This is a genomic window from Mycobacterium sp. Soil_C_30 (assembly GCF_057656995.1).
Window position 1 is genome coordinate 280,661 of the sequence record NZ_JBDGJH010000004.1, and the last position, 13,171, is coordinate 293,831.

Below are 13,171 nucleotides of genomic sequence, written 5' to 3' on the forward strand. Positions count from 1 at the left end.
GATGCACCCGCCGGATCCGAACCCGTACCGTGAGGCCAACCTCGTCCGGCCCTACACGCTGACCGCGGGCCGCACCGAGAGCGCGGTCGACCTGCCCCTGGCGGCGCCCATCCAGACGGTGCAGTCCGCGCTGTTCCACCGCTGGCCGCCCAACGATCTGCGCGGCAGGATCATCCAGCTCTGCATCAAGAGCCCATCGGTGGCCGAGATCTCGGCGCGGCTGGATGTTCCACTTGGTGTCGCCCGTGTCCTCGTCGGTGATCTGGTCACCTCGGGTTACCTTCAAGTGCACACCACGCTGACCGACAGCTCGACCACCGACGATCGTCGTGAACTCATAGGAAGGACGCTCCGTGGGCTCAGGGCACTCTGAGAGACGCGATGCCGCCTCCACCAAGATCGTCATCGCCGGTGGTTTCGGGGTCGGCAAGACCACCTTCGTGGGCGCCGTCTCGGAGATCATGCCGTTGCGTACCGAGGCGATGGTGACCAATGTGTCCGCCGGCGTCGACGAGCTCGAACCCACCCCGGCCAAATCCACCACCACCGTCGCGATGGACTTCGGTCGCATCACCCTGGGCGACGACCTGGTGCTGTACCTGTTCGGCACACCCGGGCAGCGCCGTTTCTGGTTCATGTGGGACGACCTCGTGCACGGCGCGATCGGCGCGATCGTGCTGGTCGACACCCGTCGGCTGGAGGACAGCTTCGCCGCCGTCGACTTCTTCGAGGACCGCAAGATCCCGTTCCTGGTGGCCGTCAACGAGTTCGACGGGGCGCAGCGGTTCGCCGTGGACGAGGTGCGCGCCGCGTTGGCGTTGGCGGATCGGATCCCGGTGATCACCGTCGACGCGCGCAACCGTGACTCCGCCAAGGACGCCCTCATTGCCGTCAGCGAGTACGCGCTGGAGTCGCTGTCAGCGTGACGGAGACCGTGTGGGCCGACCGTGAATTCGTCGGCCACGACTTTCGTGACGACGACCTGGTGGGGTTGCGTACCGACCGGGTGGTGTTCGACGATTGCGACTTCAGTGGCGTGAACCTCGCCGAGTCCGAGCATCAGGGTTCGGCGTTTCGCAACTGCCGGTTCACTCGCAGCTCGCTGTGGCACAGCGCGTTTCGGAACTGCAGTCTGATGGGGTCGGTGTTCACCGACTGCCGCCTGCGGCCCATCATCTTCGACGAAGTCGACTTCACCCTGGCGGTGCTGGCCGGCGCCGATCTGCGCGGGGCCAACCTGGCCGGCTGCCGGTTGCGCGAAGCGGGGCTGGTGGAGACCGATCTGCGCAAGGCGGTGCTGCGCGGGGCAGATCTGACGGGCGCACGGGTCAGGGGAGCGCGGCTGGACTCCGCGGATCTGCGGGGCGCGCGGGTGGATCCCGATCTGTGGACACTGGCGTCGCTGAGCGGTGCGCGGATCGACCTGCCGCAGGCGCTGGCCTTCGCCGCTGCCCACGGGCTCGACGTGCACGGGGAGTGAACGCTCCGCCCTTGCTGTCGCGCCCCCGCCCGCGCACATATATGTGCTCAGCTACGCCCGCGCGGCGTGTCGCGTTGAAAACCACATATATGTGGGTGGTTGCAGGGCCCTGGCCGGCACATATGTGTGCTGAGCGACGCCCGCGCGGCGTGTCGCGTTGAAAACCGCATATATGTGGGTGGTCGCAGAGGCATGCCCGCGCACATATATGTGCCCAGCTACGCCAGCGCGGCGTGTCGCGTCGTAAACCGCATATATGTCGCGCGGGGAAGGGGCCCGCCGACCTACTTGAGCCGGATCTTCCAGCGCACGAAACCGAGGTAGGCGATGCACAGCGCGCCGAGCATGCCCATGTCGAACCACCAGGCGTTGCCGGTGTGCTCCCAATGTGAGTCCTTGGGCGTCAGCGGCCCGGGCACCAGATGGATCAGGTCGACGGTCGAGGCCGAGGCCGCGAAGCCCCAGCGGGCCGGGGTGATCCACGACAGCTGATCGAGCACCAGGCGGTCGGTCACCGGGATCATGCCGCCGGAGAACACCAGCTGGCTCATCACGGCCACCACCAGCAGCGGCATGATCTGCTCGTTGGATTTCGCCAGCGCCGACAGCGCCAGACCCACCATCGCGGCGGTCACGGTCGTCGCACCCATCACCACGAACAGTTCGACGGTGGGACTCAGGAACGTCAGGGCGCCCTGGGTCGGCGACCCCTTGCCGAGGATGGTGATGGCGGTGACGATCGAGGACTGGATGATCGCGAACACCGCGTAGATACAGACCTTGGCCAGCAGGTAGGCAGTCGTCGACAGCCCCACCGCCTGCTCACGGCGGAAGATCGCGCGTTCGCCGATCAGGTCACGCACCGTCAGCGCCGTGCCCATGAAGATGGCGCCGACGTTGAGCAGCACCAGGATCTGGCCGGGTTCGTTGGGAGCGTCGCCCATGGGGTCGGGCACGCCGAAGCCGACGGTGCCCGGCACCGACAGCGACAGCACACCCATGATGAACGGCAGCAACGCCAGGAAGATGAAGTAGCCGCGGTCGGAGACGATCAGCCGCATCTGCCGGCGCGCGATGGTCGAGAACTGCCGTCGCACGCTGGTTTTCGCCGGCTTACCCAGGTCGGCGGGTGCTTCGGAGGCCTCGGCCTGCGGCGGTGGACCGCTGCGGGCCAGGAACCGCTGGTGCGATTCGTCCGGATCACCGGCGACGGAGGAGAAGATGTCGGCCCAGTTGGTGGTGCCCAGCTGCGGCCCGATCTGGCTCGGCGGTCCGTAGAACGCGGTCTTGCCGCCCGGTGCCAGCAGCAGCACCTGATCGCACACATCGAGGTAGGTCAGCGAGTGCGTGACCACCAGCACCACGCGGCCGGCGTCGGCCAGCTGGCGCAGCATCGTCATGACCTGGCGGTCCAGTGCGGGATCCAGGCCGGAGGTGGGCTCGTCGAGGATCAGCAGCGACGGCCCGGTCAGCAGCTCGAGTGCCACCGAGGCGCGTTTGCGCTGACCGCCGGAGAGCTTGTCGACGCGCGTCTCGAGGTGCTTGGTCATCTCGAGTTCCTCGAGGACCTGCATGACGACGCGCTCGCGGTCTTCTTTGGTGGTGTCCGGCGGCAGCCGCAACTCGGCGGCGTACATCAGCGCCTGTTTGACGGTCAGCTGTCCGTGCACCACATCGTCCTGGGGCACCATGCCGATCCGGGAGCGCAGGGAGGCGTACTCGGCGTGGATGTCGTGGCCTTCGAAGGTCACCCGGCCGTCGGTCGGGTGGGTGAGGCCGGCGACCTGTTTGGCGAACGTCGACTTACCGGCACCCGACGGTCCGATCACCGCGGTCAGCGTGCCCGGGCGGGCGTCGATGGAGATGTTGTTCAGCAGGGTCTTGTTGCCCTCGATGGTCCACGTCAGGCCGCGGACCTCGAGCCCGCCCGTGCGGGTGGCGGCTTGGGTCTCCGACCGCCGCGCCAGGGTGCCGCCGGTGAACACCAGGTCGACGTTGCCGATGGTGACCACATCGCCCTCGCGCAGGACGGCCGCGTCGACCCGCTGGCCGTTGACGAACGTGCCGTTGATGCTGCGGTTGTCTTGGATTTCCGCGGTCCCCGGCCCACTAGCGGCCGGGACGAGGGTGGCGTGGTGGCGCGAGGCCAGTACATCGGGGATGACGATGTCGTTGTCGGTAGCGCGACCGATCTTGATCCCGCCGGCGGGCACCTCGGGAGCCCGGCCCGGCCGCAGGATCTTGAGCATGCTGGTGGCCAGGTTGGAGCCGTCGGAGGACTTCGGCGGAATGGCCGTCGGCCCCATCTGTGTCGGCATCGCACCCGAGGCGGGCGGACGCGATGCCGGCTGGGACTGACTCGGCGGGGAGTAGGGGGCCTGCGGACGCGCCCCGGTCGGGTAGTGCGGCGGCGGTGTCTGATAGCCGGTGTGCGGACGCGACATCGGCGCCGACGGCGAGCCCGCGGTTCCCCAGGAACCGCCACCGGTCGGGTACTGCGGCGGCGACGGATGGGTTCCGGTGCCTGGGCGGGGGGCCACCGGCACGGCTGCGGTCTGCGGCGGGGTGCCGACCGACCCGGTGTGCCGGCCCACCTCGAACTCCAGCCGGGGTCCGTCGGGGTTGCCGATGTTGACCGCCAGCCCGTCGCGCAGGTCCACGTTGGCGACGCGGCGGTTGTTGACGAACATGCCGTTGAGCGACCCGTTGTCGATCGCCAGCCAGCGACCGTGATCGAAGCGCAGCACGAGGTGCGCACGTGAGATCAACGGGTGGGCGATCCGTACGTCCGCACGCAAGTCCCGGCCGACAACAACATCATTGCCCGCGGCGAAAGTGCGCGAAGACCCGTCATGCCGAACGGTCAGTGCAGGTGCGGCTGGTCGAGACATCGCGTCAACTCTAACCGTAGGGATTCATTCCACGCGGGTGGCCGCGCGGCGGCACGGTCAGCGCGTCGGCGCCGGCTCCATCGCGATCCGGGCCCGGACGGCGAAGCGCAGGCCGTACTGATCGAGCGTCGCCGGGAGGGGAGCCTCGGGGTTCAAGCCGTGGTCGGCCAGCAGCCGCAGCTCCAGCCGGGACAACAGTTGCGCGAGCATCGTGCTGGTGCTGAACAGCACCAGATTGCGCCCCGGGCACTCCACGGGTCCGGCGCTGAACGGCACCAATTGCGGATATTGTTGAGCGCGGCCGTCGACCCAGAGGGTGGGTTCGAAGTCGTCGGCGAATGCCAGCAGCTCACGGTCGCGGTGAAAGGCCGGAACGGCGATCAACACCCCGGTGCCGCGCGGCACGCGGACGAGGCCTGACGCCGCGCCCCATTCGATGTCCTCGGAATGCGCGTCGCCGGCGATGTCACGCAGCAGCACCGGGGTGGTGGGCCACAGCCGAACCGACTCCAACACGCAGCCCCGCAGGTAGGGCCGCAGCTTCGGCAGGTGCGGGTGCCCCGAGTCGGCCCGTGCGTGCCCGAGCTGTCGCGGATGGGTGGCCAAGGCCGCCAACGCCCGGATGGTGGCCATGTTGGCGGCGTCGAAGGCGAACAGCCACTGCGGCACCTGCCCCAGAGCATCGACAGCGGGGTCGGCCGGGATCTCGAGCAGAGCACCCATCAGGCTGCGCGGATCGGGGTGGACAGCGTAGTGACGCAGCCCGGCGAAGAACCGCTCGCGCACGCGCCGGTGCGGGCGCGCGGCGAAGGACCAGTTGGCCGCCGAGCGGAGTCGACGCAGATCGTCGGTGATGGCCTCGTCATCGCGGGCGCGATCACCCAGGGTGAGCCGGCGCACCATCCGCCACCACGTGATCTCGAAGTCCGCCGCGCTCAACGTGCCGGATGCCTGCGCGCGGTCGGTGAGGTCGCGCGCTTCCTCGTCGATGACACGCGCGAACTCGGCCGCCAACCGGTGCAGGGGTTCGGCGGTGTCGAGGGCGGCCTCGTTGACGGCCCGACGTTCGATCCTCAACCGTCGCGGCGAGATGAGCACTCCGTGGGGCTGGAACTGGCTCAGCGCCTTACGTTTTTCGACGTTGGCCGGGTGGAACGGCGTCGGCGACTGGTTCAGGACGAAGGCGACGTCCTCGGGGTGGGTGACCACCAGCATCTTGCGTAGTTTGAGGTCCAAAAGAACTGGCGCGCCATGGAATTGGTGCCGCAGCTGACGTAGCCGTTTGATCGCCCGCCGGTCGGCCTGGGTGCGTTCGAGGAGTTTCACCACCGGTTTGCGGCGCAGGACCGCGCCTGCGGCCACCGACGGCAACGCCAAGTCGGCCAGCGCGGCCAGTGCCCGCGCTCCCGACAAAGTGGGGTGTTCAGTGGACGACATCTCAGCTGAGCTACCCGGTCTGAACTGGCCGAAACAGTCACCGGGAGAGCGGTCTCAGCGATCCGGGGCGCCGGTCAGCACGCAGTGGGTGTGGCTGTAGATGGTCGGCATGCACTGGTTGCAGTGCGTGCAGGCCGAGCGCACATCCCTGTCGGCCTGAATACGGTTGATCAGGTCCGGTTCGGCCAGCAGCGCACGGCCCATCGCGACGAACTCGAAGCCCTCCGCCATGGCCAGATCCATGGTCTCCCGGTTGGTGATGCCGCCGAGCAGGATCAGCGGCAGGGTCAGCTCGGCGCGGAACAACCGAGCCTCGCGCAACAGATAGGCCTCGCGGTAGGGGTATTCGCGCAGGAAGTTCTTGCCCATCATCCGCACACCCCAGCGCATCGGCGGTTTGAACGCCCGGGAGAACTCCTTGACCGGCGCGTCGCCGCGGAACAGGTACATCGGGTTCACCAGCGAGCTGCCTCCCGTCAGCTCGATCGCGTCGAGCCCGCCGTCGTCCTGCAGCCATTTCGCGGTCTGCAGTGACTCTTCGGTGTTGATGCCGCCGCGCACCCCGTCGGCCATGTTCAGCTTGGCGGTCACCGCGATCTGGTCGCCGACGGCGCGGCGCACCGCCTGCACGGTGCCGCGCGCCACTTTCGCGCGGTTCTCCAGCGACCCGCCGAACTCGTCGTCACGGCGGTTGATCAACGGACTCAGAAACGAGCTCGCCAGATAGTTGTGGCCCAGGTGGATCTCGACGGCGTCGAAACCGGAGTCGATGGCCAGCCGGGCCGCGTTGGCGTGGGCTTCGGTCACCTCCCGGATGTCATCTCGGGTGGCTTTCTTGGCGAAGCGCATCGACATCGGGTTGAAGAACCGCACCGGGGCCAGGGCCTGCGCCTTGTTGGTGCGGGCATTTGCCACCGGTCCGGCGTGGCCGATCTGCGCGCTGATCAAGGCGCCCTCGGCGTGGACGGCGTCGGTGAGTCGCCGCAGACCGGGCACCGCTTCGGGACGCATCCAGATCTGCCAGCCGTCGGTGCGTCCGCCCGGGGCGACGGCGCAGTACGCCACGGTGGTCATGCCGACACCACCGGCCGCGGGTCTGCGGTGGTAGTTGATCAGGTCGTCAGTCACCAGGGCGTTGGGGGTGGACGCCTCGAAGGTGGCGGCCTTGATGATGCGGTTGCGCAGCGTCAACGGCCCCAGCTTCGCGGGACTGAACACATCTGGGCTGGTGTTCATACTTCGAACCTCAACACGCCGTTGCCGACGGTGTCAACGAAACGGCGGATGGAACAATGTCCAGCGTGGGTGCAAAAGTTCTGGACGGTAAGGCCACGCGCGACGAGATCTTCGTCGACCTCAAAGAACGGGTTTCGGCGCTGACCGCTCAGGGGCGGACCCCCGGACTCGGGACGATCCTGGTGGGAGACGATCCCGGATCCCAGGCGTATGTCCGCGGCAAACATGCCGACTGCGCCAAGGTGGGCATCACCTCGATCCGGCGTGACCTGCCCGCCGATATCAGCCAGGCGGCGCTCGAGGAGACCATCGACGAGCTCAACGCCAATCCCGACTGCACCGGGTACATCGTGCAGTTGCCGCTGCCCAAGCACCTGGACGAGAACGCTGCGTTGGAGCGCGTCGACCCCGACAAGGACGCCGACGGCCTGCACCCCACCAACCTGGGCCGGCTGGTGCTCAACGAGCCCGCCCCGCTGCCGTGCACCCCGCGGGGCATCGTGCACCTGCTGCGCCGCTACGAGGTGGAGATCGCCGGCGCCCAGGTGGTGGTCATCGGCCGCGGGGTGACCGTGGGCCGGCCGCTGGGGCTGCTGCTCACCCGCCGTTCGGAGAACGCCACAGTCACGTTGTGCCACACCGCGACTCGTCATCTGCCGGAGCTGGCCGCCGAAGCCGACATCATCATCGCCGCGGTCGGGGTGCCCCACATGGTGACCGCCGAGATGGTCAAGCCGGGCGCCGCCGTCGTCGACGTCGGGGTGAGCCGGGTGGACGGCAAGCTCACCGGGGACGTGCACCCCGACGTCTGGGAGGTCGCCGGCCATGTCTCGCCGAATCCCGGTGGGGTGGGCCCACTGACCCGCGCGTTCCTGCTCACCAACGTGGTGGAAAGAGCCGAGAAGTTCGCGTGAACCTCCGGATGCGGCTGCGGACCCAGTGGCCGATCGTGACGGTCGGGCTGATCTTCGTGGCCGCGTTCATCCTGGTGGCCGCGGGTTACTGGCGCCGGGGTGCGCTGCTGCTAGGCATCGCCGTCGGCGTCGCCGCGGTGCTGCGACTGGCGCTGCCCGACGACCGTGCAGGTCTGCTGGCTGTCCGCACCAAAGGCATCGATTTCCTCACCACCGCGTCGGTGGGGGCGGCCGTCATCTACATCGCCTGGACCATCGACCGGCTCGGCACCAGCTGACATTTCGGCGCCAGACCCGACGCCGCGGTGTCGCCGCGTCCGTAAAGTGCCGTCATGGGGCATTACTGGAACGCGCGACATCCGGGGGTCAGAACTTCCCGGACACCTTGCCGGGCCTGCACATCGAAATGCACTCGGCGCACCGGCTGCACCCGAGGTCAGGCACTGGCTCGACGATCACGAGCCCAGCCCACCGCTTCGACTCAGTATCCGCGCCAACGGATTCGGGCTGCTGCTCAACGAACTCGACGCGGCGAGAGGCTGCTCAGCCAGACAGTGAAGCCCTGATCCCGACGGTCACATACGGCAGCGCCAGTCCGGTGGAGCTGGCCAGTGCGGGATGTGTGGCAAGCAGTTCGCGCACCTGACCCAACGTGCGGGTACGCACCTCGTCGGGGGAGGTGATGCAGTAACTGCGCGAGGCCACCAGATCGATCAGCGCTTGCGGGGTCAGGTAATTCGTCCACTCCACGTGGTGGCGCTCGATGTCGGCGAACGGCGCGGGCAGGGTCACTTCCTGGCTGAACGGGTCGCGTTCGTGGCCGATGATCCGGCCCAGGTCCTTGACCCAGCCCAGCCGTTCATCGCGGGTGTTCCACACCAGCCCCAGCCGTCCGCCGGGCCGCAGCACGCGGGCCACCTCGGGGATGGCGCGCTCGGGGTCCACCCAGTGCCAGGCCTGGGCCACCAGCACCGCGTCGACGCTGTTGTCGGCCAGCGGGATCTCCTCGGCGGTACCGAGAAGCGCCGGGGTGTCCGGCAGTGCGGCACTGAGGACTTCGAGCATCTCGGCCAGTGGATCGACAGCAACGACATCCAACCCGCGCTCCACCAGCCGGGTGGTGAGCTTGCCCGTGCCGGCACCCAGGTCGAGGACCTTCTGCGCGCCGGGCGGCAGCAGCCAGTCGATGGCCTCGGGTGGATACGACGGGCGGCCGCGCTCGTAGGCGGCCGCCGCCGAGCCGAACGACAGCGACAGCTCTTGCCAGGAGCTCGATGACCTGCTCACCGCGCGGCCAGCTCCAGCGTCCGTCGCACCAACTGGCCTACCGCTTCGGTCTCCACCAGGAAACCGTCGTGGCCGTAGATGGAGTCGACCACCTCCAGCTTGTCGCAGCCCGGCAGCAGATCAGCGATCTCCTGTTGCAACCGCAGCGGATACAGCCGGTCGGAGGTGATGCCCCCGACCACGGTTGGCACCGGGCACGCCTGCAGCGCGGCGGTCACGCCACCGCGGCCGCGGCCGACGTCATGGTTGGACAGCGCATCGCTCAACACCACATAGCTTCCAGCATCGAATCGCGCCAAAAGCTTCCCGCCCTGGTGTTCCAGGTAGCTCTGCACCGCGTACCGGCCGCCGTCGAGCGGGTTCTCGTCGCCCTGGGCATCGTTGGCGAACCGGGTGTCGAGCTCGACTTCGCCGCGGTAGGTCAGGTGCGCGAAGCGGCGCGCGATCTGCAGTCCGGCCTCGGGTGCGCGGCCGGTGCCGTGATAGTCGCCGCCCTGCCAGTGGGGGTCGGCCTTGATGGCGGCCACCTGGGTGCACTGGGTGCCGATCTGGTCGGCGGTGGCCCGCGCGCCGACGGCCAGGATCAACGCGGCACGCACCGAATCCGGTTGGCTGACAGCCCATTCCAACGCCCGTGCGCCGCCCATCGACCCGCCCACCACGGCCGCCACCTCGGTGATGCCGAGCGCGGCCAGCGCAGCGACGTCGGCGTTGACCTGGTCGCGCACCGAGATCACCGGGAATCGGGAACCCCACGGTTTGCCGTCACGAGCCAGTGAACTGGGTCCGGTCGAGCCGCGGCACCCGCCGAGCACGTTGGTGGAAATCGCGCACCAGCGGTCGGTGTCGATCGGGGCGCCGGGACCGGCGACACCGTCCCACCAGCCCGGGGTGGGATGGCCGGGGCCGGCCGGGCCGGTGACATGGGAGTCGCCGGTCAACGCGTGCAGCACCATCACCACGTTGTCGCGGGCGGGGGACAATTCGCCCCAGCGCTGGACGGCAATGCTGACATCGTCGAGTACCGCGCCGCTTTCGAGCGTGAGTGGGCCGATGTCGATGACACCGACTTCTCCCTCGGCGGGAAGCGTGGCGGTCAACTCAGGAGAGATCGTCACAGGACACTCCTCGCTCAAAAGGCCGCCACGGCATTCGGATCGGCGACCTGCCCGTCGCCGACCGCCTTCGCCGCGGCGAAACCCTGCTCGAGATCGGCCAGGATGTCGTCGATCCCTTCGATGCCGACCGCCAGCCGAACCAGGCCCGGCGTGACACCGGTGGTCAGCTGCTCCTCGGGGGTCAGCTGGGCGTGGGTGGTCGAGGCCGGGTGGATCACCAGTGACCGGACGTCGCCGATGTTGGCGACGTGGCTGTGCAGCGTCAGTGCGTTGACGAACGCCTTGCCGGCCTCGATGCCGCCGGCCAGTTCAAACGCCAACACCGCACCGGTTCCCTTCGGCGCCAACGACTTTGCCCGTTCATGCCATGGTGAGGACGGCAGGCCGGCGTAGTTCACGCTCAGCACGTCGTCGCGGGCTTCGAGGAACTCGGCGACCCGTTGGGCGTTGGCGACGTGCCGTTCGATGCGCAGGCTCAACGTCTCGAGTCCCTGGGCGATCAGAAACGCGTTGAACGGCGACGCGGACGAGCCGAGATCACGCAGCAGCTGAACCCGGGCCTTGAGCGCGAACGCCGGCGCCCCGAGGTCGGCGAACACCACGCCGTGGTAGCTGGGGTCGGGGGTGGTGAAGCCGGGATGGCGGCCCTGCGTCCAATCGAATCTGCCGCCGTCGACGATCACCCCGGCGATGGCCGAACCGTGCCCACCGAGGTACTTCGTGGCCGAGTGCACCACGATGTCGGCGCCCTGGCTGATCGGCTGGATCAGATAGGGGGTGGCAATGGTGTTGTCGACGATCAGCGGGATGCCGTGCTCGTGAGCCACTCCCGAGACGCCGGGGGTGTCGAGGATGTCGATCTGGGGATTGGAGATCGTCTCGGCGAAGAATGCCTTGGTGTTCGGTGCGACGGCTTTGCGCCACGAGTCGAGATCGTCAGGGTCCTCCACGAAGGTGACGTCGATACCCAACTTGGGCAATGTGTAGTGGAACAGGTTGTACGTGCCGCCGTAGAGGCGCGGGCTGGACACGATGTGATCACCGGCGTTGGCGAGGTTGAGAATCGCGAACGTCTCCGCGGCCTGGCCCGAGGACAGGAACAGGGCCGCGACCCCGCCTTCGAGTGCGGCGATGCGCTGCTCCACCACATCGGTGGTCGGATTCATGATCCGGGTGTAGATGTTGCCCGGCTCGGCGAGGCCGAACAGCGCCGCCGCGTGGTCGGTGTCGCGGAAGGTGTACGAGGTGGTCTGGTAGATCGGCAGGGCCCGCGCGTTGGTCGCGGCGTCCGGGCTCTGCCCGGCGTGTACCTGCTTGGTCTCGAACGACCAGTTCAGGGCGGGATCGGTGGGTTCAGTCACGACTGTCGAGCCTCCATCAGTTCTGGGGGCCCGTCCATGCCGGACCCGCGCTTGCCGTGTAGCCGCGAGCGGCTACTCAACCTGGTCGTCTCCCGGGGCACCCCACCGCGGTTGGAGGGTTGCCGGCCAGCAAGCCGGGGCTTGTCGCTGGCGCTCATGACCGGTAGGCAGCGTATCGCACGGGTGTCGCCGGGTGCCAGCGGGTGAGTGCTCGGCGTTGCCAACGCAACGTCCTGGCGTTCAAAACGCCCACCCCGCCGGACATATATGTGCCGAACCCTGCGACACGCCGGGGAGGCGTCGGCTGGCACATATATGTGGGCGGAAAAGCGCGGGTCAGCCCGCCGGGGGCGCCTCCCGCAGCGACGTGGTGTTGGCGTCGACGAACTCGGTGATCAGCTCGGTGATCACACCCGGTGCCTCCAGCATCGGGATGTGCCCCAGGCCATCGAGCCGGTGGATCGTCGACCCGGCCGGCAGGTTCTCGGTGAAGTGGCGATTGCCGCGTGGGGTGGGAAACACCCGGTCCTTCTCGCACAGCACCAGCTGCACCGGGGTGCGGATATCGGACAGTTCCAGCAGTCCGGGCGCGGTCAGCGTCTTGATGAGCAAGGCGATGTAGGCGTGGCAATGGGTGGCGTCTTCGACGAGGGCGAGCAGGTCCGGTTCGCTGGGCCCGTCGGCCGGCCCGCTGACCGGCAGGGTCGCCAGTCTGCGGGTGAAAGGCAGCTTCAGGATCCGTGGCCCGATCAGCCGGGCCGCCAGCAGTGCGGGGCCGCCGGCCAGGAACTTGAGGATGGTCTCGAACTTGGTGGGTGAGTAGCGGGTCCAGCCGCCGGCTGGGGCGATGGCGGTGAGGCTGCGGGCGCGGCCCCGTCGCTCGAGTTCGAAAGCCACCCACCCGCCCAGCGAGTTGCCCACCACATGTGCTGTGTCCCAGCCGAGTTCGTCGAGCTGCTGTTCCACGTGGTCCACCAGCAGCGCGGTGTCCATGATCCACGAACCCACGGTGGGTCCGCCGTGGTGACCCGCCATGGTGGGGGCGAACACCTCGAAGCGTCCGGTATCGGAGAGCTGGTCGGCGACGGTGCGCCAGACATTCTGCGAGCACAGGAACGGGTGCAGGAGCAGGATCGGTTCGCCCGTGCCCTGATGGATCGGGGGGCGCCCAACGGTGGGGGAATTCATGTCGTTCGACATTAAGGTGATACCGGCGGTACCGCAATACCGGCGGTATCGCCTCCGGCTCGTGTGGGTTGTGCCGGGCTCCTCAGCGGGGCTCGTGCCTCGCCCCGCTTCGTCCTCCGGCTCGTGTGGGTTGCGCCGGGCTCCTCAGCGGGGCTCGTGCCTCGCCCCGCTTCGTCCTCCGGCTCGTGTGGGTTGCGCCGGGCTCCTCAGCGGGGCTCGTGCCTCGCCCCGCTTCGTCCTCCGGCTAAGGTCGCACTCC

At 68.4% G+C, this 13,171-nt stretch carries 12 protein-coding genes and 1 riboswitch; of the genes, 5 read left to right on the forward strand and 7 right to left on the reverse strand.

Annotation, left to right across the window (positions count from 1 at the left end; translation table 11 throughout):
- Position 1 precedes the first annotated feature (1 nt).
- Genes AC3A6P_RS09550 through AC3A6P_RS09560 form a run of 3 tightly spaced genes read left to right on the forward strand, consistent with a single transcriptional unit; the run spans position 2 to position 1,480 of the window.
- Positions 2-373 (forward strand): DUF742 domain-containing protein, encoded by a 372-nt coding sequence (locus tag AC3A6P_RS09550; protein ID WP_487691070.1) that lies wholly within the window; start codon positions 2-4, stop codon positions 371-373.
- Positions 354-926: a GTP-binding protein gene (locus AC3A6P_RS09555; RefSeq protein ID WP_487691072.1), complete on the forward strand. Its 573-nt coding sequence runs from the start codon at positions 354-356 to the stop codon at positions 924-926. The genes AC3A6P_RS09550 and AC3A6P_RS09555 overlap by 20 nt, the downstream gene beginning before the upstream one ends.
- Positions 923-1,480, forward strand: coding sequence for a pentapeptide repeat-containing protein (locus AC3A6P_RS09560; RefSeq protein WP_487691074.1), 558 nt, complete (start codon positions 923-925; stop codon positions 1,478-1,480). Before AC3A6P_RS09555 ends, AC3A6P_RS09560 begins: the two co-directional genes overlap by 4 nt.
- A gap of 284 nt (positions 1,481-1,764) precedes the next feature.
- Here AC3A6P_RS09560 and AC3A6P_RS09565 read toward each other — a convergent pair whose 3' ends face one another.
- Genes AC3A6P_RS09565 through AC3A6P_RS09575 form a run of 3 tightly spaced genes read right to left on the reverse strand, consistent with a single transcriptional unit; the run spans position 1,765 to position 7,044 of the window.
- Entirely contained in the window at positions 1,765-4,371 is a 2,607-nt protein-coding gene (locus AC3A6P_RS09565; protein WP_487691075.1) for an FHA domain-containing protein, read from the reverse strand.
- Positions 4,372-4,428: 57 nt separating this feature from the next.
- Entirely contained in the window at positions 4,429-5,808 is a 1,380-nt protein-coding gene (locus tag AC3A6P_RS09570) for a cytochrome P450 (RefSeq protein ID WP_487691077.1), read from the reverse strand.
- Positions 5,809-5,862: 54 nt separating this feature from the next.
- Complete coding sequence (locus AC3A6P_RS09575) at positions 5,863-7,044, reverse strand: NADH:flavin oxidoreductase (protein WP_487691078.1); 1,182 nt, start codon at positions 7,042-7,044, stop codon at positions 5,863-5,865.
- Positions 7,045-7,109: 65 nt separating this feature from the next.
- Between AC3A6P_RS09575 and AC3A6P_RS09580 the strand changes: the two genes are divergently transcribed.
- Both AC3A6P_RS09580 and AC3A6P_RS09585 read left to right on the forward strand, forming a co-directional pair.
- Positions 7,110-7,958, forward strand: coding sequence for a bifunctional methylenetetrahydrofolate dehydrogenase/methenyltetrahydrofolate cyclohydrolase (locus AC3A6P_RS09580; RefSeq protein ID WP_487691079.1), 849 nt, complete (start codon positions 7,110-7,112; stop codon positions 7,956-7,958).
- A gap of 8 nt (positions 7,959-7,966) precedes the next feature.
- Positions 7,967-8,236, forward strand: coding sequence for a DUF3017 domain-containing protein (locus AC3A6P_RS09585; RefSeq protein WP_487691453.1), 270 nt, complete (start codon positions 7,967-7,969; stop codon positions 8,234-8,236).
- Between the two features lie 265 nt (positions 8,237-8,501).
- Here AC3A6P_RS09585 and AC3A6P_RS09590 read toward each other — a convergent pair whose 3' ends face one another.
- The 4 genes from AC3A6P_RS09590 to AC3A6P_RS09605 all read right to left on the reverse strand — a co-directional run bounded on the left by AC3A6P_RS09590 (position 8,502) and on the right by AC3A6P_RS09605 (position 12,912).
- Entirely contained in the window at positions 8,502-9,245 is a 744-nt protein-coding gene (locus AC3A6P_RS09590) for a class I SAM-dependent methyltransferase (RefSeq protein ID WP_487691081.1), read from the reverse strand.
- Positions 9,242-10,363, reverse strand: coding sequence for a homoserine O-acetyltransferase MetX (gene metX / locus AC3A6P_RS09595; RefSeq protein ID WP_487691083.1), 1,122 nt, complete (start codon positions 10,361-10,363; stop codon positions 9,242-9,244). The genes AC3A6P_RS09590 and metX overlap by 4 nt, the downstream gene beginning before the upstream one ends.
- Positions 10,364-10,377: 14 nt before the next feature.
- Positions 10,378-11,724 carry a bifunctional o-acetylhomoserine/o-acetylserine sulfhydrylase gene (locus AC3A6P_RS09600; RefSeq protein WP_487691084.1) on the reverse strand — a complete coding sequence of 449 codons (1,347 nt, stop codon included), beginning with the start codon at positions 11,722-11,724 and terminating at the stop codon, positions 10,378-10,380.
- 42 nt (positions 11,725-11,766) lie between these two features.
- A riboswitch (SAM riboswitch) is annotated at positions 11,767-11,886 on the reverse strand.
- 174 nt (positions 11,887-12,060) lie between these two features.
- Complete coding sequence (locus AC3A6P_RS09605; RefSeq protein ID WP_487691085.1) at positions 12,061-12,912, reverse strand: alpha/beta fold hydrolase; 852 nt, start codon at positions 12,910-12,912, stop codon at positions 12,061-12,063.
- Positions 12,913-13,171: the final 259 nt, after the last annotated feature.

Excerpts from the sequence above, each read along its gene's own strand:
- AC3A6P_RS09550 (WP_487691070.1), top strand. The coding sequence starts at position 2 with ATGCACCCGCCGGATCCGAACCCGTACCGTGAGGCCAACCTCGTCCGG.
- AC3A6P_RS09565 (WP_487691075.1), bottom strand. The coding sequence starts at position 4,371 with ATGTCTCGACCAGCCGCACCTGCACTGACCGTTCGGCATGACGGGTCT.
- AC3A6P_RS09570 (WP_487691077.1), bottom strand. The coding sequence starts at position 5,808 with ATGTCGTCCACTGAACACCCCACTTTGTCGGGAGCGCGGGCACTGGCC.
- AC3A6P_RS09575 (WP_487691078.1), bottom strand. The coding sequence starts at position 7,044 with ATGAACACCAGCCCAGATGTGTTCAGTCCCGCGAAGCTGGGGCCGTTG.
- AC3A6P_RS09585 (WP_487691453.1), top strand. The coding sequence starts at position 7,967 with ATGCGGCTGCGGACCCAGTGGCCGATCGTGACGGTCGGGCTGATCTTC.
- AC3A6P_RS09605 (WP_487691085.1), bottom strand. The coding sequence starts at position 12,912 with ATGAATTCCCCCACCGTTGGGCGCCCCCCGATCCATCAGGGCACGGGC.